This is a genomic window from Dongia sp. (assembly GCF_041910485.1).
Taxonomy (GTDB): Bacteria; Pseudomonadota; Alphaproteobacteria; order Dongiales; family Dongiaceae; genus Dongia.
Window position 1 is genome coordinate 35,160 of the sequence record NZ_JAYRQR010000030.1, and the last position, 20,977, is coordinate 56,136.

General features: G+C 63.5%; 18 protein-coding genes. 11 read left to right on the forward strand and 7 right to left on the reverse strand.

Annotation, left to right across the window (positions count from 1 at the left end; all coding sequences use genetic code 11):
• Together ACE3PP_RS08845 and ACE3PP_RS08850 are read right to left on the reverse strand one after the other, a co-directional pair.
• On the reverse strand, nt 1-870 hold the full coding sequence (locus tag ACE3PP_RS08845; protein ID WP_374380706.1) for a xanthine dehydrogenase family protein subunit M: 870 nt from the start codon (nt 868-870) through the stop codon (nt 1-3).
• Between the two features lie 177 nt (nt 871-1,047).
• Nucleotides 1,048-2,199 (reverse strand): MHYT domain-containing protein, encoded by a 1,152-nt coding sequence (locus ACE3PP_RS08850; protein ID WP_374380709.1) that lies wholly within the window; start codon nt 2,197-2,199, stop codon nt 1,048-1,050.
• Nucleotides 2,200-2,371: 172 nt separating this feature from the next.
• On the opposite strand from ACE3PP_RS08850, the gene ACE3PP_RS08855 reads away from it, so the two are divergent.
• A complete protein-coding gene (locus tag ACE3PP_RS08855; protein WP_374380712.1) occupies nt 2,372-3,181 on the forward strand; it encodes a DUF72 domain-containing protein in 810 nt (269 codons plus the stop codon).
• Nucleotides 3,182-3,187: 6 nt separating this feature from the next.
• Here ACE3PP_RS08855 and ACE3PP_RS08860 read toward each other — a convergent pair whose 3' ends face one another.
• Nucleotides 3,188-4,543, reverse strand: coding sequence for a sensor histidine kinase (locus ACE3PP_RS08860; RefSeq protein WP_374380714.1), 1,356 nt, complete (start codon nt 4,541-4,543; stop codon nt 3,188-3,190).
• 259 nt (nt 4,544-4,802) lie between these two features.
• Here ACE3PP_RS08860 and ACE3PP_RS08865 point away from each other — a divergent pair, with 259 nt between their 5' ends.
• Nucleotides 4,803-5,561 (forward strand): cupin domain-containing protein, encoded by a 759-nt coding sequence (locus ACE3PP_RS08865; protein ID WP_374380716.1) that lies wholly within the window; start codon nt 4,803-4,805, stop codon nt 5,559-5,561.
• A gap of 14 nt (nt 5,562-5,575) precedes the next feature.
• Here ACE3PP_RS08865 and ACE3PP_RS08870 read toward each other — a convergent pair whose 3' ends face one another.
• Genes ACE3PP_RS08870 through ACE3PP_RS08885 form a run of 4 tightly spaced genes read right to left on the reverse strand, consistent with a single transcriptional unit; the run spans nt 5,576 to nt 12,228 of the window.
• Entirely contained in the window at nt 5,576-8,620 is a 3,045-nt protein-coding gene (locus ACE3PP_RS08870; RefSeq protein ID WP_374380718.1) for an aminotransferase class III-fold pyridoxal phosphate-dependent enzyme, read from the reverse strand.
• Between the two features lie 44 nt (nt 8,621-8,664).
• Nucleotides 8,665-10,002 (reverse strand): aspartate aminotransferase family protein, encoded by a 1,338-nt coding sequence (locus ACE3PP_RS08875; RefSeq protein WP_374380719.1) that lies wholly within the window; start codon nt 10,000-10,002, stop codon nt 8,665-8,667.
• On the reverse strand, nt 9,986-11,305 hold the full coding sequence (locus ACE3PP_RS08880) for a glutamine synthetase family protein (RefSeq protein WP_374380722.1): 1,320 nt from the start codon (nt 11,303-11,305) through the stop codon (nt 9,986-9,988). Before ACE3PP_RS08880 ends, ACE3PP_RS08875 begins: the two co-directional genes overlap by 17 nt.
• On the reverse strand, nt 11,302-12,228 hold the full coding sequence (locus ACE3PP_RS08885) for a MurR/RpiR family transcriptional regulator (RefSeq protein WP_374380725.1): 927 nt from the start codon (nt 12,226-12,228) through the stop codon (nt 11,302-11,304). Before ACE3PP_RS08885 ends, ACE3PP_RS08880 begins: the two co-directional genes overlap by 4 nt.
• 143 nt (nt 12,229-12,371) lie before the next feature.
• On the opposite strand from ACE3PP_RS08885, the gene ACE3PP_RS08890 reads away from it, so the two are divergent.
• The 9 genes from ACE3PP_RS08890 to ACE3PP_RS08930 all read left to right on the forward strand — a co-directional run bounded on the left by ACE3PP_RS08890 (nt 12,372) and on the right by ACE3PP_RS08930 (nt 20,976).
• Nucleotides 12,372-14,234, forward strand: a complete 1,863-nt coding sequence (locus ACE3PP_RS08890) for an ATP-binding cassette domain-containing protein (RefSeq protein ID WP_374380728.1) — start codon at nt 12,372-12,374, stop codon at nt 14,232-14,234.
• The gene (locus ACE3PP_RS08895; protein WP_374380731.1) at nt 14,231-15,397 is read left to right on the forward strand and encodes an ABC transporter substrate-binding protein; all 1,167 of its coding nucleotides are present in this window, start codon (nt 14,231-14,233) and stop codon (nt 15,395-15,397) included. Before ACE3PP_RS08890 ends, ACE3PP_RS08895 begins: the two co-directional genes overlap by 4 nt.
• A gap of 32 nt (nt 15,398-15,429) precedes the next feature.
• A complete protein-coding gene (locus tag ACE3PP_RS08900; RefSeq protein ID WP_374380732.1) occupies nt 15,430-16,143 on the forward strand; it encodes an ABC transporter ATP-binding protein in 714 nt (237 codons plus the stop codon).
• A 1-nt stretch (nt 16,144) separates the two neighbouring features.
• A complete protein-coding gene (locus tag ACE3PP_RS08905) occupies nt 16,145-17,032 on the forward strand; it encodes a branched-chain amino acid ABC transporter permease (protein ID WP_374380735.1) in 888 nt (295 codons plus the stop codon).
• A 15-nt stretch (nt 17,033-17,047) separates the two neighbouring features.
• The gene (locus tag ACE3PP_RS08910) at nt 17,048-17,848 is read left to right on the forward strand and encodes an N-formylglutamate amidohydrolase (protein ID WP_374380738.1); all 801 of its coding nucleotides are present in this window, start codon (nt 17,048-17,050) and stop codon (nt 17,846-17,848) included.
• 5 nt (nt 17,849-17,853) lie between these two features.
• Complete coding sequence (locus tag ACE3PP_RS08915) at nt 17,854-18,507, forward strand: isochorismatase family cysteine hydrolase (RefSeq protein WP_374380741.1); 654 nt, start codon at nt 17,854-17,856, stop codon at nt 18,505-18,507.
• A gap of 13 nt (nt 18,508-18,520) precedes the next feature.
• Nucleotides 18,521-19,378, forward strand: a complete 858-nt coding sequence (locus tag ACE3PP_RS08920; RefSeq protein WP_374380744.1) for a TauD/TfdA dioxygenase family protein — start codon at nt 18,521-18,523, stop codon at nt 19,376-19,378.
• 168 nt (nt 19,379-19,546) lie between these two features.
• Nucleotides 19,547-19,990, forward strand: coding sequence for a hypothetical protein (locus ACE3PP_RS08925; RefSeq protein ID WP_374380746.1), 444 nt, complete (start codon nt 19,547-19,549; stop codon nt 19,988-19,990).
• Between the two features lie 392 nt (nt 19,991-20,382).
• Complete coding sequence (locus tag ACE3PP_RS08930) at nt 20,383-20,976, forward strand: GNAT family N-acetyltransferase (RefSeq protein ID WP_374380749.1); 594 nt, start codon at nt 20,383-20,385, stop codon at nt 20,974-20,976.
• The last annotated feature ends 1 nt before the right edge of the window (nt 20,977 follow it).

Here is a 20,977-nt window from a genome sequence, read left to right on the forward strand (position 1 = left end):
TCAAACTCCCTTGGCGCGGGCAAAAGCCTTGGCGAGGGCGCGGCCAGTGATGACGCCCGCCATCTCGCGGCGATAGTCGGCCGTCCCGCGACCGTCGGTTGCCGGGTCGGCGACCGCCTTGGCGGCGTCGGCGGCCTTCTTCAAGGTCGCGGCGTCGAGCGTGGTGCCGATGACGAGCCTCGCGGCTTCTTCGGCGATGAGTGGCGTGGGGGCCACATTGGTGAGGGCGATGGAGGCGGTGGCGATCTTGCCGCCGCTCACCGAGAGGATGACTGCCGTGGCGGCCGTCGCATAATCGCCGATCTTGCGCTTCAGCTTCTCATAGGCGTAGCCGTGGCCGGCCGCCGGCACCGGAACACGCACGGCGATGAGGATCTCGTCCGGTTGCAGTGCAGTAAAATAGGAACCCTGGTAGAAATCCTTGGCCGCAATGCTGCGCTTGCCGCCGCTGCCCTGGACTACATATTGGGCACCCAGCGCCTGCATCACCGCCGGCATGTCATTGCCAGGATCGCCATTGGCGACATTGCCGCCGAGCGTCCCCTTATAGCGGATCTGCGGGTCGGCAATCTGCTGCGCCGTCTCGCGGATGATCGGCAGCTTGGCGGCCAGAAGATCGGATTTGATCAGTTCGGCCTGGGTGACGGTGGCGCCGATGACAATATCGGTGCCCTCCTGGCTGATGCCCTTGAGTTCGGCAATGGAGCCGAGGTCGATGAGATGCTCTGGGCTTGCCATGCGCAGCTTCATCATGGGGATCAGGGAATGGCCGCCGGCCAGTGGACGGGCTTCGTCCCCATAAGTCTTCAGCACCGCCAGTGCCTCGGTTAGGCTCGCTGGGCGGTGATAGGTAAAGGGTCCCGGGATCAATTTCGTCTCCTCCGTGGAACGGCTGCCGGTTTGGGAGCCAACTCTTCTTGTTGTTCCAACGATAGAAACGGGGGTGCGACAATCTCAACGCGACGTGCACAAAACGACCCTTCGGTGCACGAACGGCAGCCGAATTGAACGAATTGCGTCAGACGATCTGACTTAAAGGATTCTGAATCAGGCAGCCGTTGCGCGTTCGTCGAGGCGCTGCTTCAGCCATGACCGGCGCGACCGGCTGACGGGGGCTTGATAGGGAATCTTTGCTGCCATCGCGACGATATCCGAATCGGCTGCCCGCTTGACCGAAGCAACCCGATCGAGATTGACGATATGACTGCGGTGGACCCGGGCGAAGATGCTGGGGTCGAGCTGCGCCTCGACTTCCGAGATCGGCAGCGGGCAGAACCAACTCACCTCGCCGTCGAAGAGGCTGGTGTAATGCGCCTGCGCCTGGACGGCGACCAAACGCGCCACGTCAAGGTGCAGGCGCCGCCCGTCCTTTTCCACCGGCAGCGATTTGTGTTGCGGCGCAGTAGGCGGGATCGGTGCGACATCGGCGATGGGGACCGAAGCGACCAACGCTGGCGCCGCTGGAACCTCCGCCCCGGCTGCTTGCGCGGTGCGATTCTGCACCGGGATGAGGGTGAGGAGGAAGAGCCCGGAAACGACAAAGGCGACGACCGAGACGACGATCGCGAGCAGCCCCGGCGACAAGGCCGGCATGTCGACCGGCGCCGTGGCCGCATGGAGGTGCAGGGTGAGGCCGGCCATCGCGGTGTAATGCATGGCGGAAATGGCGAGCGCCATCAAAGCGGCGGATACGAGGACCGAGCGCTGCGCCCCCGTGCCGAAACCGAACCACAAGGCAGTCCAGGAGGCGCCGACGCCGATAAGGATCGAGGCCACGACAAAGGCCGGATCATGATCCATATGCGCATTGGCATGGAGCGCATACATGCCGAGATAATGCATGGTGACGATGCCGCCACCCATGAACAGAGCGGCCAGGATGCTGCGCCGTCTTGTCGGTGTGCCCGTCCCGACGGCAAAGACCGCAAAGCCCACCACCAGCACGCAGACCAGGAACGAGATCAGCGTCGGCAGCACCAGGAAATCGATGGCGACGGGCAATTGCACCGCCAGCATGCCGACGAAATGCATGGTCCAGATACCGAGCGCCAGCGTAAGGGCCGACCCGGTGATGAGCGTGCGCTGCAGGAGACCCTCAGCCAGCCGGATCTGGCGCGCGAGGTGCAGGCCGACATAGCTGCCCTGGAACGCCACCAGCAAAGACAATGCGACGAGCCACGGCTCGTGAGTGGGGGTCACCTTCTCGCTTCCTCCGTGGGGGCCAATATGTCAGGCCAATTGTGCCGTTCGAGCGGCATCTCGCTTCGCTTGAGATAAATTTAGCCCAAGCCTCGCACCGGAAACAATTGAGATGATAAGCTGCTGCACGGACGTTATTTTTCCACAGTTCAACAAGATTCAGGTGGCTCGCGTGGCAGGTAAATCGGGACCCTTCATTCGCATCGGCGTCGGCGGTTGGACCTTCGAGCCCTGGCGCGGCACCTTCTATCCCGAGGGGCTCGCGCAGAAACGCGAATTGGAATATGCGGCCGGCAAGCTCACCTCGATCGAGATCAACGGCACCTATTATGGTTCGCAGAAGCCTGAGAGCTTCGCCAAATGGCATGATGAGACACCGGACGATTTCGTCTTCGCCATGAAGGGGCCGCGCTTTGCCACCAACCGTCGGGTGCTTGCCGAGGCCGGTTCCTCGATCGAACGCTTCATCACCAGCGGCATCACTGAATTGAAGGCAAAGCTGGGACCGATCAACTGGCAGTTCATGGCAACGAAGAAATTCGACCCGGCGGATTTTGAAGCCTTCCTGAAGTTGCTCCCCGAAAGCCATGACGGATTGAAGCTGCGGCATGCGGTCGAGGTGCGCCACGACAGCTTCAAGGTACCGGAATTCGCGGCACTGGCGCGTGACTATGGTGTCGCCATCGTCACGGCAGCCGATGGCGAGTTTCCGCAAATCGCCGATCTCACCGCACCTTTCGCCTATCTCCGCATCATGGGCACGGTGGAAGGTGAGAAGCTGGGCTATGGCCGGAAAGCGCTCGACCAATGGGCCGCCCGCGCGAAGCTGCTCGCCAAGGGCGAGGTGCCGGGCGATCTCGACAGCGCCGGCAAGAAGCCGGGACGCGGCAAAGCGGGCGACGTCTTTCTCTATGTCATATCGGGGCACAAAGTCGCCAATCCAGCCGCGGCGATGGCGCTTATCGAACGGGTGAGTGGCTGATTCCGCTCAGGCCGCCATCTTGAGCGGCAAGTCGATCGAGACGCTGAAGGAATCCGACGAGACTTCGTAATGGAACGACCCGTCATGGGCCTCGACGATGGCCTTGGCGATGGGCATTTCCAGGCCCAGACCGTGAGCGGCGCGGCTGAGGCCAAGCTCGCCCTGCAGGAAGGGGTCGAAAGCCTTGGCGACACCATCCTCTTCGTTGGCCGCGACAGGCTCTCCGTTGCGGATGTCGATACGGGCGCGGCCGTCCCGGTGGGTGACTGAAATCTCGATGGGCCGGACGCCGGGTGCCTTCTTGCGTCCGTGCAGGACGGCGTTGAACAGCGCCTGCCGCAACCACGCTTCATCCGCCCAGATCATGACATCCTGTGCCGGCAGTCTGGTCGTGACCGGCGGAGCGGCTTCACCCTGATCGTGATGCAATTGCCGGCGGATCGTGGTGACGCTGTCGGCGATGAGCAGGCGCAGGTCGAACTGGGCCGGCGACAGGGCCATCTTGCCGGCTGAAATGCGCGACATGTCGATGGTCTGATTGACCAGGGTGAGGAGATGCCGGCCGGCATTCAGAATCTCATCCGTCCAGGTGACGACTTCCGCATCCTGCACGGGATCGACGCGGCCTTTCATCAACTCGGAAAAGCCGATGACCGCATTGAGCGGCGTACGCAGTTCATGTGTCACGACGGCGAGGAACGTATCCTTCACACGGCTCGCTTGATCGATGCGCAGGCGCGCCTCGCGCTCGCGTTCGCGCGAGGCTTCAGCCTGGCGGATGTTGCGCATCAGCAGCAGGATCAGCATGAAGCCGGAAAGGATGGCAACCGTCATGACGCCAGCCGCCTTCAGCTCGGCTTCGATCAGTTCCTCCTTCTGCCGGTCGGGATTGCTGTGCAGCATGACATCCTGCACCCAGGAACGGATCGGGGAGTCGAGGCGCGCCAATTGATTTAGCGCTACCTTGTGCGCGTCCTGGTCGGCGCTCTTCATGGCGCTGCGGACCGGTGAGTCCTGGGCCGTGACGGCATCGAGATCCGCCACCAGTTCCTCATAGCTCGCATCGGCGAGGTCGGTCGGGTCCGTCTCCTGCTTCAACACGCGGATGCGGTTCTGAAAGACCGAATAGCGCGTCTCCAGGAAAGAGGCGGGGACGCTTTGGCTGACACCGGCATAGCCGCTGAACGCATGCTTGAATTGGAGATATTCGATCTCCAGCTGGGCCGCCGCCCAGGCGACATTCTTCAGGCTGCGATGGGCGTCGATGGCGCTGGAAATCAGGATCTGGACGCTGACGATGAGCGCCAGCAGGAATGTGGCGACCACAATGGCGACCAGCCAATATCTGCGTGCCGTACTCATCGGATCGGCGCTGCTGCCCCCGCTGCCCGGAAAGTCCGCTCGCCGACCATCCCCATCGTGCGATTCGGCCCCATTTTGATTAATGAATAATTAACCTTAAATTTTGATTCGCGTCAAAGAAACTTCTAACCTATTGAAAAACATAATTCGGATCGGGAGCATTTTCCTGAAGCCTACTGCACCACTGTGTTATCCCGCCGCTGTTGAACGCATGCGCAAAGTTCAGTCAAATGCGCGCTCGGATTTTGGGGAGAGAATCATGCAGGGCGCGCCGGTCATCAAGTTCAGCCTCAATGGCAGCAAGGGCGAGGGGCTCGCCAAATGGCCGGCGATTCCGGCCGACGAGCTCGTCTCCGGGAGCCCGGTCCAGCGCGGTCTCGAATATTTTGCCGATCCCAAGATCGGTCTCACGGCGGGTGTCTGGGACTGCACCGCCTTCACCACCAAGATGGGCCCCTATCCGGTCAACGAATTCATGATCGTGCTTGAAGGCGGCGTCACGATGGTTGAGGCGGACGGCCGCGAAACGACGGTCGGTGCGGGCGAAGCTTTCCTCATTCCGAAGGGCGCCGTCTGCCAGTGGCGCCAGACCGGCTACATGAAGAAGTACTATGTGATCTTCGACGATGCCTCCGGTGCCGATCCGGCGCAGGCGAGCACGCAGAAGATCATGAAGATCGATCTCGGCGCGGCCAAGGAGCCGAGCCCCTCACCGGCGCCGGAGCTCCTGCTCAGCTCCAGCCCGACCCAAACCGGCCGCAATTGGTTTGAGGATGCGACCGGGCAATGGACGATGGGGGTTTGGGATTCGACGCCCTACCGGCGCAAGGCGATCCCGTTCCCGCGCCACGAACTGATGCACCTTCTCGAAGGGTCGGTGACACTCGCCACACCCGACGGCTGGCATGAAACATACAAGGCCGGCGACACCTTCTTCGTACCGATGGGCGCCAACGTCGAATGGCACAGCACCGAGTATGTGAACAAATACTATTGCATCATGATCCCGAAAGGGTGAGGGGCTGAAGCCCCTCACGCCACGTCGGCGAACGCGGTTTCCAGTACCTGCATCAGGAAATCGGCGTTGGCATCCGTGAAGATCATGCCGGGCCGCATCTTGATGACATTGTCGTAAGGGCCGTCGGTGCCGAGCAACACGCCCAGCTGGCGGCACTTCTCGACGATGCGGCCGGCATAGTCGGTCGCCGGGACCTTGGTCTTGCGATCCTCGACCAGCTCGATCCCCAGCATCAGACCTTGTCCGCGCACGTCGCCGATACGGTCGTGTTTTTCCATCAGTTTCGACATGCGGGCGATGAGGCTGGTGCCGAGCCGCGTTGCGTTGGCGAGCAGCTTGTCGCGCTCCAGAATCTCCAGCACTTTCAAGCCCACGGCGCAGGAGACCGGATTGCCCCCGAACGTGTTGAAATATTCCATGCCATTGAAGAAGGCGTCGGCGATCTCGCGGGTCGTCACCATCGCCGCCATCGGATGACCGTTGCCGATGGGCTTGCCCATCGTAACGATGTCCGGTACGGCGCCGTGGGAATCGAACGCCCACATATGGCTGCCCACGCGGCCGAAGCCGATCTGTACTTCGTCGGCGATGATGACGGCACCGGCCTTGCGCGCGGCGGCATAGGCGGCCTTCAGGTAACCATCCGGCAGCACGATCTGCCCGGCTGAGCTCGGCAGGGATTCGGCGATGAAGGCTGCCGGTTTGTGCCCGGCTTCTGCCAGTTGCTCGATGGCGGTGGTAACACTTGCGGCATAGCGCGCGGCGATTTCCGCCTGCGGCCAATCGGCAGGGGCGCGGTAGCCGTCGGGCAGCATCGCCTCGCCGGTTGTCTCGGGGCGGCCCTTGCCTCCCTTGCGCTTGTACTTATAGGGGCTGATCTCAATGAGCGACGAGAGATGGCCGTGATAGGCCCAATCGAGCGCCACGACGCCCTTTGCCTGGGTGTAGTTGCGAGAGAGGCGCAATGCGAGATCATTCGCTTCCGATCCGCTGCACACGAAACCGGCGACGGTGAGGTTCTTGGGCAGCGTCGCCGTCAGCTTTTCGGCATAGGCGATGATGTTGTCGTGAAGATAGCGGGTGTTGGTATTGAGGATCGCCGCTTGACGCGCCAGCGCTTCGACGATTTCCGGGTTCGCGTGACCCAATTGGGCGACGTTGTTGTAGCAATCGAGATAGGCGCGCCCACGATCGTCGATGAGATAGACGCCTTCGCCACGCACGATCTTCATCGGCGTCTTGTAGGAGATGGAGAGATTGCGGACGAGCTTCTCCTTGCGGAGTTTCAGGAGATCGTCTGACGAGCGGCCGGTCTTGGTGAAGGTTTCGGCCGGCAGATTGGCAAAGGTTGCGGGGCTGGGGAACAGCTCGGCCCAGACCTTGGTGTAGCCGGGCTCGCCGGCACCGATCACGTCGGCTGCGGCCGCCGGGCGATAGGCGATGAGCTGCAGATGCACATGGGGCTGCCAGCCACCGTTTTCGGTGTTGGGCCCCATCTGGCCGACCACGGCGCCGGCCTTCAATTCATCGCCGACCTTCACAGCCTTGGCGCTGGCGGCACTCAAATGTCCCCACAGGCTGAAGAAGGTGATGCCGGGCGCCGGATTGTGTTCCAGCAGGATGGCATGGCCGTAATCGAGCGGCAGATCCGAGACATAGATGTCGACGACCTTGCCAGGCAAGGGCGTCCGCACATTGGCGCCGGCATCGAGGAAGAGGTCGAGCCCCAGATGCCGCGAGCGGCGCTCCCCCGTGCTCAAGGTCGAATCGAAGGCCGCTGCGGTGTAGACCGGGCGATCTTCGCCCCACGGCCCAATGCCGAGATCGATGCCGTCCTGCGCCATGATCTCGGCCCAGAGCTTTTCGGCTTCTGCCGGCTTGCGGGCCGCCGAGGCGATGGCGATCGGGTGGTTGCGGTCGCCGAAGGGAACCAGGCCCTTGCGCATCGTCGCCGGTGCCTGATCAAGCACAGGGGCCAGCGTGCGGCGATTGTCCTTCAGCCAAGCGATCACGTCCCGGGCGCCCGCCGCCGCCTCGAAACCGCAAGCCTGGCGCAGAAGCCCCGTGGCAATCATCGGGTCCATGGCGCGCAAGCGCTTCAACAGGTTCCAGGCCGGCGCCTCGCTGATCGCGAGATAGGCATTGTCCTTCGACCGGTCCTTGCGCGAGGCCGACATTGTGACGCTGATGACGAGGCGCGCGGCGATGAGGTCGAACAGCAGGTCGACCTCGTCGGGGAGGAGCGGGTTGGCCTTGTGGAACGCCGCCGCCATTGCCGCCGCATCGTCGATCGGCGCGTCGCGGTCCATGATGGCATAGGCCGCGGCGACCGCCAGTTCGTTGATGAGCGGCGAATGGATCGCGTCGCCATAGTCGATGATGCCGGCAATCTGCTCGCCCGTCGCGGCATCGACCAGCACGTTATAATCGTTGGCATCGCCGTGGATCACCTGGGCGCGGCAGCGCTTGAGGCGTGGCGCCACATGGGCATCGAACCGGTCCAGGAAATATTCGACGGTATCGCGCTGGGCAGGTTCATCGATATAGGCGAGGCGCGCCCGGGATTTTCCGGCCTGTGCCACGTCCCAGTCGAAATCGCGCGCCGCACCCGGATGACCGAAGCCCTGCAAGGCCTTGGTGAGGCGCCCCAGGGTCTCGCCGAAGCTCGCGAAGAGCGCTGCCGATTTGTGCCCCTTGGCAAACGGCTTGCCGGGCAACCACCCGACCACGCGGACGAAATGCGCCTTCCCTTCGGCACTGGTGCAGCGGCCGAGAATTTCGCCATGGAGCGTTGGCCTGAGATGCGGCAGAGGCAATGCGGGATCAAGCTCCGCCACATGCCGCAGCAGGGCCGCCTGGAAATCGAGGGCCTGCAGATCCTCCGCCTGGTTGGCAATCTTCACCACCCAGCTCTGGCCGTTTGCTTCGGTCAGGCGGAAATTCTGGTCGCGCTCGCTGTCGAGCGCCGAGAAATTGCCTTTGAGACCGTAAAGCTCATCGACGATCGCCTCCACCTTGTCGACGGGAAAGGCGGGCGGCAGGGAGGTCAAGACAGACATGGCTACTTTCGTTTTCGCTGTGGCGTTTGGTTCAACGGTGTTTGTTACCAGCCGGCATAGGCGGCAATCGCGGCATCCGGTACGCGGCCGGCGGCGACATCGTCAATGGCCTGATCGAGAATGGCGAGACCGGCTGTCGCTTCGCCCTCGGTCAGGGTGAGGGGCGGGGTCAATTCGAGGACGTTCGACCGCATCCCGACATAGAAGACCAGAAGACCCAGTTCGAAGCAGCGGTAGACGATCTTCTGGCAGGCCTTGCTGGCCGGTTCCTTGTCGACGCGGTCGGTCACCAGTTCGACGCCGATGGCGAGCCCCCGGCCACGGACATCGCCGATGAGTGGATGTTTCGTGGCGAGCGCGCGCAAGCCGTCCATCAGCTGCGCACCCCGGGCCGAGGTGTTGGCGGTGAGGTTCTCGCGGTCGATCGTTTCGAGGACGGCCAGTCCCGCGCTGCAGCTCACGGGATTGCCGCACAATGTCTGCATGGCGAAGGCCGTGGTGCGGTCGAGAATGGCGGCCGGGCCAACGACGGCCGAGAGCGGCAAGCCGCCACCAAGACCTTTCCCAAAGCTGATGAGGTCCGGCTGAATGCCATCGGCCTCGAAGGCGTGCATCATGCCGGTGCGCGCCAGACCCACCTTCACCTCGTCGCAGACCAGCAGGATACCGTGCCGCTTTGCCCGTTCGGCAATGGCGGCAAGGAAGCCCGGCGGCGGGACCAGCAAGCCGCCGTCGGCCTGGATCGCTTCAAGGATGATCGCCGCCGTGTCATGCGGCGGGCAGACGGTGGCAAGCAGATAGTCGAGCTGCGCCAAGGCGGCTTCGCCGACATTCCCCGGAAAATGCGGCCGGTAGACATTGGGATAGGGCAGCAGAAAGAGGCCCGGTCGGGGCGCTGCATGCGATTGCGCCGTGTGGCCGGACACCGACATGGAAAGCGCTGTCCCACCGTGATAGGCGCCGATGAAGGCGATGACGCGCTTCTTGCCCGTCGCCGCTTCGACCGCGCGGATGATCGTCTCATTGGCATCCGACCCGGAATGCCCGAACCAGACGCGGCGATCCTCGCCACCCGGCGTGATGGCGAGGAGCTTTTCAGCGAGCGCCACGCCGGGCTCGTGCGTGGTCGAGAGAATGCTGGCGCTCGGCATGTTGCGGAGCGTGCGCGTCACCGCGTCGACGATCGCCGGATGGCCGTGGCCGAGGCTCGCCGCTCCCCAGGAAGCCGAGAAGTCGATCAGGCGCCTGCCATCCTCAGTGATAAGGCCATTACCGTCACCTGATTGGATCGCGAACGGACCGAAGCGCAGTTTCTCGATGCCGGCAACCGACGCCGCATCGCGGGCGATGAGGTTGAAGTTGCGGTCAGTAATAGTCGGCATAGAGCGCACATTGGGCTTGGGGATCGAGGGCGGCCGTCCGCGCCATCTCGGCAGTCTTCAGGGCATGGTAGCCCTGGCGCAGCGGGGCGGGCAGCCAACCGGACACCACGCTGTCGGCGTCGAGTTCCGCGAGGGCCGCCGGCAGGCTCTCCGGTAGACGCCGGACATTGAGCTTTTGCAATTCTGCGGCGGTGAGGTCGGCCGGATCGCCCTCGATGAGGGGCGGCGTTTTCATTTGCGCGCGCAGCCCTTCAAGACCGGCCCGCACGAGGGCGCCCAGCACCATGTAGGGGCTCGCGGTCGCATCGCTCGCGCGGAACTCGAGATGCACCTGCTTGGAGACGTCGCGGCCCGGCGTGTCGTCGACCGGGCAGATACGGATGCCCGCCTCTCGGTTGCGATAGCCGAAACAATTGAACCCTGCGCTCCAGCGGTGGGGCGTCAGCCGCAGATAGGAGATGACGCTGGGGGCGGTCAATGCACAGAGGGCCGGCATATGCTTCAGGACACCGGCAATAAAGCTGCCGGCCATTGTGCTGATGCCGCCGGGCCCGTGCGCATCGTGCGTCACGGCCTTGCCGTCGATCGTCTCCAGGCTGAAATGCACATGGACGCCGCTGCCGACGGAAGCTGGATCGATGATGGGGGCGAAGCAGGCGCGCTGGTTGAACTGGCGGGCGATGTCGCGGGTCACTTCGCGCAAGATGACGGCGCGGTCGGCAACGGCAAGGCCGACCGATGGCTTCATCGTCACCTCGAACTGCTTGGGTCCGTATTCGCGCAGGATCATCTCAGGATCGACACCGGCTCGCTTCAATGCGGCGATGAGTGCGCCGAGGAACGGCTGCTGGCTGCGGAAGTCCTGCAAGGTGAACGCTGCGTCGCCGATGTCATTGTCGCCGAGCAGGAAGAACTCATGCTCGAACGAGCCCTTGATCGTCAGCCCGAATTCGCGCGCGAGGTCGGCCAGCGCCTTCTTGGCAAAGAAGCGCCCGCAACCGCCCCAGGGCGTGCCGTCCGTTTCGACGATGTCGCACATGAAGGCTTTGAGGTCCGGCCCGTCATTGAGCCCGGTCAGAAAGAAGCCTTCCGCGTCGGCATCCGGCTGCAGGCGCAAATCGCCGAGCGGCCCGAACGGGTTGGCGCCGATGACGCCGAACGGTGTCAGGGCCAGATTGGCCGGCACCCAGCCGCAACCGGCGCGCATGCGGTCCTTGAGGTCGGTTTCGGGAAAAGCGCGGCCGCGACTGATGCCCGTGAGATCGTTGGTGAGGAAAATGGCAAGTTCCGATGGCTGGCTCACCGCGACTGTCTCCGCTGCTTGGGTTTTCTTGGAGCGGCAAATGTCCCCATTTCCGCTTCGGCATTTTCGGCGCCGCCGATGACCTTATCAATACCGGCGCCCTGTTCCAGACGTTCCATCCGCTCGCGTGCCGCCGGCCCGAGCCGCGCCAGGGTCCCGGCGAGCATGGCTTCGACCACCGCCATCGCCGCCAGCGAGGAATCGAAGGGCGAGGGGACGTCGACTTCGACCGGCAGCACCCATTGCGCCAGTTCGGCGATGGGCGACAGCCAGGGATCCGTCACCAGAATGATGCGGGCACCCTCGCGTGCGGCCTGCTGGCAGAAATCGATCGTCTGGCGCTCGTAGCGGCGGAAGTCGAAGGCGACCACCACGCTGGATCGGCCCATGTCGGCGGCCTGATGATAGACCGGCACCGATCCGGCGGTGATCTCCTGCACGTTCGGTCGCAACTGATGAAGATGAAAGACAAGGTGCTTGGCCAGCACGTGGCTCGAGCGGCCGCCCAGCGTGTAGATGCGCTTGCCGGGATCGGCCAGGGTGGCGATGGCGCCTTCCAGCACGTCATTGTCGAGGAGGCGCGACGTGCGCTGAAGCGCTGCCGTGATGTCGGCGATGAAGGCACCGAAGAAACCGCTCTTCGCCGTGGGGACGCGCGGGGCGCTGTCCATCAGCGACAGTGGCGATTGCATCTTCTCCTGCACTTCCTCGCGCACGGCGCGTTGGAAATGCGAATAGCCGTCGAAGCCCAGCTTGCCTGTCAGGCGCAGGATGGTGGGTGCCGAGGCATCGGCGCGGGCGGTCAATTCCGCGATCGTGCCCAAAGCCGCGATCGGATAGGCGGCCAGCAGGGCGCGCGCCGCGCGCTTCTCCCCCGGCGTCAGCTGGGGCAGCAGCGCGCGAATGCGCTGTTCGATCGTCACCGGATGAATGGTTGTTTTCTTCAGCTTCCGCCTCCCGGAATGCGACGTAGTGAATACTACAGAAACGGCGATTGACAGCAAGAATGAAAAACCTACTATGATCACCAAGCGGCCGGTCACTGGCTGCATGGGAAGCTTTTCATTTGGTTTGGATCGGGAGACGGGCGATCACACGCATCCTCGACCTTGCGGCGCTCAACCGCACGCGGCCGGCCTTTGCCGGCGCGCTGGTGCTCATTGCGCCGGTGGTGCTGGTGGCCCTAATTGCCGGCAATCTGCTCGGCTCGGCTGAACAGCGCATCGCCATCATCTTCCTCATCAATCTCATCGCCGTGATCGCCAACGGGCTCTATTCCGGGAATTCCGGCATCATGAGCTTCGGCCATCTGGGGTTCATGGGGGTCGGTGCCTATCTGTCGGCGATCCTCACCATGACGCCGGAAAAAAAGGCGATGACCCTCCCCAACCTGCCGGATTTTCTGGCACAGGCGCATATGGGGTTGAACGGGGCGTGCCTCGTCACCGTCATCGTCGTCGGGCTCTTTGCCTTGGTCGTCGGCACGCCCATCTCACGCCTCACCGGGTCGGCCGCCTCGATCGCGACGCTGGCCTTTCTCGTCATCGTCCACAGCATCCTGAACGGCGCCACGGATTATACCCGCGGCAGCCAGACCTTCTTCGGCGTCGACCGACTGGTGACGTTGCCCTCGCTGGTTTTCTGGGTGGCCGCTGCCATTCTGGTGGCCCGTGTCTTCCGCGACATGCCGGCCGGGCTTGAAATTCGCGCCGCCCGCGAAGATGAACTGGCGGCACAGGCGATGGGCGTCAACATTCCCCGCCGCAGGCTCATCGCTTGGGTCATCTCCGCCATGATGATGGGCGTTGCGGGGGCGATGATCGGCCATTTCCTCGGCGCCTTCAGCCCGAAGAAGTTCTTCTTCGTCGATACGTTCGCGATCCTCGCTATGCTGATCATCGGCGGCATCGGTTCAGTGACGGGCGCCGTGGTCGGGACGGCGGTCGTGACCGTGGTCATGGAACTGGCGCGCCGGCTTGAGGAAAGCCCCATCCTGCCGTCGCTCGGCCTGCCGCAGGTGTTCGGCCTCACGCAGCTTGCCCTGGGTCTCGGCATTCTCTTCGTCATGTACAAGCGGCCGGGCGGCATGCTGGGCTTTGCCGAGGTCGATGATTGGTTCAAGCATCGCTTCGCCACAGCGGCCGCGAGGATCGCGAGCTTCGTCAGCGAAAAGCGCGATGGCGCACTCGTGGTCGAGAGGGTTTCGAAGAACTTCTCGGGCCTGAAGGCCCTCGACAATGTGTCGTTGCAGTTGCGCCCGGGTGAGATCGTCGGTCTCATCGGTCCCAACGGCTCCGGCAAGACGACGATGCTCAACGCCATCTCCGGTGCGGTTCCACCCAGCAGCGGCGCCGTCTCGTTGGATGGCGTTGCCGTTGCCGGCCAGCCGGCCTTCCGCATCGCCCGCCTGGGCCTTGGCCGGTCGTTTCAGAATATCCGCCTCTTCAAGGAGATGACGGTTCTTGAAAATATTGAAGTTGCCGTCTCGGCGAGCGGTCGCGGCGGCGATATCCGTGCCGAAGCGATGGCGGCGCTCGAAGAGTTGAGCGTGGCGCATCTTGCCGAACGTCGGGCGGGCGCGCTTGCCTATGGCGAGCAGCGCCGCGTCGAAATCGCCCGGGCCCTCGCCTTGAAGCCGCGCTATCTGATGCTCGATGAGCCTGCCGCCGGCATGAACTCCGCCGAAACGCGCGCTCTCATGAATCTGCTGCGCGAGATCCGCGACAAATACGGTCTCGGCCTGTTGCTGGTCGAACATCACCTCGAACTCGTGATGAACCTTTGCGACCGGGTCTTCGTGCTCAACAAGGGTCAGATGATCGCGGCCGGAACCCCGGCCGAGGTGCAGAACGATCCGATCGTCATCGAGGCCTATATCGGCCGCGCCCATTCCGCCCACCCATCTGAATCAGAGAGGAGCGTGTCATGAAGCGAGTACCCGTCCATATTCTGGCTGCAGGCCTTGCCGGTCTTGTCGGTCTGTCTTCCGTTCCGGCCCTTGCTGACGATCTTGTTGTCGGTGCCGCCATCAGCCTTACGGGCGGTCTCGCCTATGCCGACGTGCCGGCGCAGAAGGGCATGCAGCTGGCGATCGACGAAATCAACGCTGCCGGCGGTATCGGCGGCAAATACAAGATCGAGCTGAAGCTGAAGGATTCGCGCTCCGACCCGGCCCAAACCTCGGTTGCCGCCCAGGAATTGATCGACGACGGTGCGTCCGTTCTCGTCACCCCTTGCGACGCAGACCCTTCGATCGGCGCGGGACAGATGGCGCAAGCCGCCGGTGTCGCCGCCTTCTCGACCTGCGCCTCTTCGCCCAGTCTGCCGCTGGCGGTGGGCGATCACATGTTCACCAACTTCCCCGGTGACAATGTGCAGACCACGGTCTCGGCAAAATACGCGATCGATAGCGGCTACAAGAACGCGTACATCCTGTTGTCGCCGGACACCGCCTACACGACGCTGCCGAATTATTTCAAGACCGTGTTCGAGAAGCTCGGCGGCAAGGTTGTCGGCGAAGACAATTACTCGATGGGCCAGCAGGATTTCAGCGCCCAGGTGACCAAGATCAAATCCTTGTCGCCGGCTGCGGACGTGATCATGACCGGCGCCTATGAACCGGACTTCCCGGCCTTCATCAAGCAGCTGCGGGCAGCGGGCATCACGGCGCCCGTCATCGGCTCCGACGGCATCGATTCGCCGACCACCTTTGCACTCGGTGACGTGGCCGAGGGCGTCGTCTTCTCGACGGCCGGTTTTGCGGCCCCGGGCAGCTCGCTCGAAGCCTTCAACAACAAGTACAAGGCGGCGACGGGCTCCGATCCCGACACCATCTACATCGCCATCGGCTACGATCTCATCAAAGTGCTGGAAGCGGCCGTGCTGAAGGCGGATTCGGTCGATCGCGAGAAGGTCTGGGCAGCCGTGCGCGAGCTGGAGAACGTTCAGGGCGCCACGTCGACCATTACCTACAAAGGCACCGACGGTGTGCCGCTGCGTCAGGTGGCGTTGGTGAAGGTCGTGAAGGGCAACCGCGAACTGGTGCTGCAGGAAGCGCCGGATCCCGCGCTCGTCCCTGCGCCGAAGCTTTAAGCCGTAGCTCTAAGCGGATCGGCGCAAAGCTCATGCCCCTGCTGGAAGTCGAAAGCCTCGCCGTCAACTACGGACCGATCAAGGCGGTTCGCAATGTCGGCCTGACCGTCGAAAGCGGCGAGATCGTCACCGTGCTCGGTGCCAATGGCGCCGGCAAGTCGACGAGCCTCCAGGCCATTGTCGGCCTGCTGCCGCTCCAGCAGGGGCGCGTGCGCTTTGACGGCGCCGATATCACGGGCGAAAGCACCGAGCGGATCGTGCGCCGGGGGCTGACGCTGACACCGGAGGGGCGCCGCATCTTCGCGCCGCTGACGGTCGAGGAGAACTTGCGGATCGGTGCGGCGACGAAGGGGAAGGGGGGCGACGTTGCCGCCCTCTGGGACCAGATGATGGAACTGTTCCCGATCCTTGCCGCCCGCCGCAAACAATTGGCGGGAACCCTCTCCGGCGGCGAACAGCAACAGTTGGCCATCGCCCGCTCCTTGATGTCGAAGCCGAAGCTGCTGCTTCTCGACGAACCGTCGCTGGGTCTGGCGCCCATCGTCGTCGAACTGATCTTCGATCTTATCAAACGTCTGCGTGGGCTTGGCATCACAATCCTGCTGGTGGAGCAGAACGTCCACCAGGCGCTCGATATTGCCGATCGTGGCTATGTGGTCAGCGGTGGCTCGGTCGTCCTTTCGGGGTCGGCGGCGGAGCTCAAGACCTCGTCCGACGTGCAGAAAGCCTATATGGGGCACGGCTGAGATGGAAATCTTCATTCAGCAATGCGTGAACGCGTTGAGTCTCGGCGGCACCTATGCGCTGCTGGCCTTGGGTCTTGCCGTCGTTTTCAGCGTGCTCGGCATGATCAATTTCGCACATGGCGAAATCCTGACGATTGCCGGCTACACCGTTTTCTTCGCCATCGTCGGCAATGTGCCGCCCATCCTCATCATTCCATTGGCGCTCATCGTCGCGATGGCGGCGGCCGCGTTGATGGAACGCATCGCCTTCCGCCCCTTGCGCGGTGCCAACGGCACGACGCTGCTCATCACCAGCTTCGCCGTTTCCGGCATCCTGCAGATGCTGTTCCAGAACCTCATTTCGACGCGGCCGCGCCCGGTGCCGATCCCGGCTTCGCTCACGGGCGCGTTCAACATCGGCCCCTTTCATATCGGCGTGATCCAGAGCCTGTCCATTTTCGCGACCTTCGCGATGGTAGGGCTCCTCATCCTGTTCCTGAAGCGCACCATGCTGGGGATCGCCATTCGTGCGGCGGCCGTCGACTTTCCGACCACCCGCCTCATGGGCATCCGCGCCAACCGTGTCATTCTCGCGGCCTTCGCCATTTCAGGTCTGCTGGCCGGCGTCTCCGGCCTGCTCTGGGTCGCCCAACGCGGTTCGGTCGATCCGCTCATGGGCTTTCTGCCCGTGCTCAAGGCGTTCATTGCCGCGATCCTGGGGGGCATCGGCAATCTCACGGGTGCCGTCATCGGTGGCTTCTTCCTCGGCGCCATCGAAATCGGCCTCCAGGCCGTGCTCCCGGAATCGGTGCAGCCCTTCCGCGACGCCATTGCCCTCAGTCTCGTTGTGCTGGTACTGCTCTACCGGCCCCAGGGCCTCTTCGGTGCCGCGCATAGCGTGCGGCCCTAACAGCCACCGATCATCATGAACCCAGTTTCTCTGCCACCCCTGTTGAGCGCGGACGAACCGCCGGCCTTCGAGGTCGTCAACGGCGACAGCGACGCGCTCTTCGTCTTCGTCTGCGACCATGCCAGCCATTTGATCCCACGCCGCCTCGGGCAATTGGGACTGCCGGATGACGTCATCCAAACTCATATCGGCTGGGATATCGGCGCGGCGGCACTGGCCCGCCAGTTGGCGGCGGCCTTTCAGGCGCCTTTGTTCCTCACCGGCTATTCGCGGCTGGTGATCGATTGCAACCGGCCTTTGGCAAGCGATGGATCGATTCCGTCGATCAGTGCCGGGATCTCGATCGACGCCAACCGGAACCTCAGCGCGGCGGAGATGCGCCAGCGCCAGGACGTGCTCTTCCATCCCTATCAGCAGGCGATCGCCGCCCATCTCGACCGGCGGCAGGCAAGGGGCGTGCCGACGGCGCTCTTTGCCATCCACAGCTTCACCCCGGATTATCCCGGCGAAGTGCGACCCTGGCATGTCGATTTCGCCTATCACCGCGACCGGCGGCTGGCCGGGCTGCTCATCGACCAGTTCCTGGTTCCCGGCATCCTGGTCGGCGACAATCTGCCCTATGCGGTCGAGGATGAGAGCGATTATGCGATCCCGATTCATGGAGAGAAGCGGGGGCTGCCCCATGTGCTGGTCGAAATCCGCCAGGATACGCTCCGGGACGACGCCGGAATCGCCCGCTGGAGCACCCATTTGACCTCCCTTTTTGACCGTCTCGCGCCGGCCATCCGTGCCTTGGCCCAGAATGTGAAGGATTGAAGCAGATGACCGACCGCCCCGAGATCCTCGGCCCCGCCTACCGCCAGCGCGCCATAGTGCCCGCGAAGACGGCCCTCATCAGCGTCGACATGCAGAATGCCGATTGCGCGGCTTCGAAGCGCCATGCCAATACGCCGGAAAGCGCCAAGTACCGCTATTTCTACGATCGGCTGGACAATCTCGCCATTCCCAACCAGCAGCGCCTCCATGCCGCCACCCGGAAGCTCGGGATCGAGAACATCTATGTGACGATCGAGAGCCTTACCAAGGATGGCCGCGACCGTGGCATCGACCACAAGGCCTCGTTCATCAACAACCCGCGCGGGAGCTGGGAGGCGCAGGTGATCGACGAGGTGGCGCCGGCGGATGACGATATCATCGTGCGCAAGACCGCTTCGGGTCCCTGGGGGACCACCAATCTCGATTACATCCTGCGCAATATGGGCTTCGAGTATCTGATCGTCTTCGGCGTGCTTTCCGACCAGTGTGTCGAAAACACCGTGCGGGGCGGCGGGGATCTGGGCTATCTGGTGACCCTGGTGCCGGACGCCTGCGCCACCTACACGCCCGAGCGGCAGACCTTCTCGGAGGCGGCGATCAAGGGCTATTGTCGGCAGCGTTCGACCGAGGAATTGCTGGCGGAGCTCGCCAGCCTCTAACTGAGGCAAGGCCATGCGCAACGATCTGGAAATCCGCCCGGTGACACCGCATCTCGGCGCCGAGGTGACGGGGATCCGCCTTGCCGATGCCAGCGACGCCGAAATCGCGGCGGTCAAGACCGCCTTCGCCGCGCATGGCGTGCTGTTCTTCCCGGAGCAGCGCCTGTCGCCGGACAAGCTCGTCGCAGTGACACGCCGTTTCGGCGACGTCCTGCGCGTCCCCTACGTCAAGGGGATGGAAAGCCATCCCGACGTCATCGCCGTCCTCAAGGAGGCCGATGAGCGGCGCATCTCGACCTTTGGCGGCACCTGGCACAGCGACTTCTCGTTCCTGCCGGAACCGCCGGACGCCACCCTGCTGCAGGCGGCGGAGCTGCCGCCGGTGGGCGGCGACACGATCTGGGCCGACCAGTATCTGGCCTACGAATCGCTTTCGGCCGGGCTGCAGCGCCTGCTTGATCCCCTCCTCGCCGTCCATACCGGCTGGCCGCACGGCACGATGGGGCCGGGACCCGATGCCGCCGTCAGCCGCTCGATCAAGATGGTGCGGAACGACCCCTCGGCCGACCGGGAGGTGCTGCACCCGGTGGTCCGCCGCCATCCCGTGACCGGGCGCAAGGCACTCTTCGTCAACCCGGTCTATACGCAACGCTTTGCCGACATGAGCGTCGCGGAATCAAAGCCATTGCTCGATTTCCTGCACGCCCACTGCACGCGACCCGAGTTCCAGTGCCGCCTGCGCTGGCAGGACGGCATGATGGTCATGTGGGACAACAGGTCGACCCTGCACCTTGCCATCAACGATTATGACGGCCACCGCCGGCTGCTTTACCGCACCACCGTCGCCGGTGCGGTTCCCGCCCGCGCCTGACACCGCCCGCGCCTGACACTGGCGGAGACGGTCGGCCGCCGACCGCTCACACGAAATTTACTGCACGTTTACACCGCTGTGATAAATAGCACTCGCAATCCTGATCGGGACTCCCCAGGTTGCGGATAAGTAGTGCTCTCTTCTTTCTGACATTGAGGTAGGTACGCCGTGGCCGTGGAGACTGCAGACTCATCTGTCGCAAACGACATCGAACCCCTTGCCAAGGGCGGCGAGGGTCGGGTGGTTCAGTTAGCCCGATACCGTCGCCGCCCCGCTCCGAAGTCTGCCCCCCAGCTCAGTCCCGGCGAAATCTCGCTCAGCTGCCGCCGCTACATGGTCGGCCGCGAGGATTGGGACCGGGGCTTCCGCGTCCTCTTCCGCAGCTATGATCTGGCCTCTGGCGCCCGTTTCGACGCCGAGGGCGGCCTGCATCTCGTTGATTTTCCGGATGGCGAACTGGTCCTCTCGGCCGCCGAGTTCCAGCAATGCCTGCGCGTGGGCTGGGAATATCGCGCCGCCGGGCTCGAAGTCGATGTCACTGCCGCTGATTTTCGCGCCCTGCTGCCGCTCAAGGGCGGCCGCCGCGGCCTTCAACTGATCGCATCCAGGTAAGCGTCGTCGCCAAATAGACCTTGAGCGGCGCCGACAGGACTTGCCGGCGCCGCTGCGCGGTCGGACGCCATCGGCGATCCCACCTTCAGATTCGCGTGCACGCCCACGCATAACAGCAAGCAGCGATGAAGAGGCCGCTCGCTATTGCCGTATAGAGTATGTCAACCACTGATGGAGCCAGCTTGCTATTGCGCTGGCGACAGCTTCCCGCGACGCCGCATAAAAAATCGAGCTGAGTTTGCAGTCGTAGACATAAAAAGCGCAAAAAAAGTCGTCGCTGAGGCGTGGCACGTATAGGCGGATCTTTATACGGCTGGACCAATTTCCATCTCGAAAACTTACGCTGTTCCGGCCAACTGTTGCAGCGTCGATCGTTTCACCGAGGTGGTATCTTGCTGACGAACCAAACACGAAATCCGCTTTCTGTCGAAGCCACGAAGCGGCATCTGGAATTGGAAACGCCTGTCATTTCGACGCGCGTCGAGCGACTCTATGACGATGTTTTCGGCGTGGGGCGGCGTCACAAGGCGTCTTACACATTTCGCGACAGCATCGCCCAGAGCAGGGATTTGAGCTGGGTGGCGTATGAGGAGGGGGAGTTGGCCGGTGCCATCCGGTACTGGCCGATTGCAGTCGGACCCAGCAAAAGACCGGCTCTTTTGCTGGGTCCGCTTGCGGTGGCGTCGCACCGTGCCGGCAGGGGGCTTGGGTCTCTGCTGATGATCAAGACCCTTAATCTTGCCGCGCGCCTTGGCCACTCGATGATCCTGCTGGTCGGAGATCCGGGCTTCTACCGGCGGTTCGGATTTCTGCCGGCCTCGCCTTGGGGCTTCAGCATGCCTGGCGAGACCCGGCCGGAGCGATTGCAGCTTCTCCCCCTTCGTCAGGGCCAACTGACTTGCGGCGGTGAAATCGAACGAGTTCAGCCCGTGTCCGCGACAGTTCTCGCCTGGCGGCATCAGCCGGTGCCGGCTGGGCGGCGATGAA

Bases quoted from the DNA above. Each gene is read 5' to 3' on its own strand.
- ACE3PP_RS08910 (WP_374380738.1), top strand. From the start codon at position 17,048: ATGAACCCAGTTTCTCTGCCACCCCTGTTGAGCGCGGACGAACCGCCG.
- ACE3PP_RS08920 (WP_374380744.1), top strand. From the start codon at position 18,521: ATGCGCAACGATCTGGAAATCCGCCCGGTGACACCGCATCTCGGCGCC.
- ACE3PP_RS08870 (WP_374380718.1), bottom strand. From the start codon at position 8,620: ATGTCTGTCTTGACCTCCCTGCCGCCCGCCTTTCCCGTCGACAAGGTG.
- ACE3PP_RS08905 (WP_374380735.1), top strand. From the start codon at position 16,145: ATGGAAATCTTCATTCAGCAATGCGTGAACGCGTTGAGTCTCGGCGGC.
- ACE3PP_RS08900 (WP_374380732.1), top strand. From the start codon at position 15,430: ATGCCCCTGCTGGAAGTCGAAAGCCTCGCCGTCAACTACGGACCGATC.
- ACE3PP_RS08865 (WP_374380716.1), top strand. From the start codon at position 4,803: ATGCAGGGCGCGCCGGTCATCAAGTTCAGCCTCAATGGCAGCAAGGGC.
- ACE3PP_RS08860 (WP_374380714.1), bottom strand. From the start codon at position 4,543: ATGAGTACGGCACGCAGATATTGGCTGGTCGCCATTGTGGTCGCCACA.
- ACE3PP_RS08895 (WP_374380731.1), top strand. From the start codon at position 14,231: ATGAAGCGAGTACCCGTCCATATTCTGGCTGCAGGCCTTGCCGGTCTT.
- ACE3PP_RS08915 (WP_374380741.1), top strand. From the start codon at position 17,854: ATGACCGACCGCCCCGAGATCCTCGGCCCCGCCTACCGCCAGCGCGCC.
- ACE3PP_RS08875 (WP_374380719.1), bottom strand. From the start codon at position 10,002: ATGCCGACTATTACTGACCGCAACTTCAACCTCATCGCCCGCGATGCG.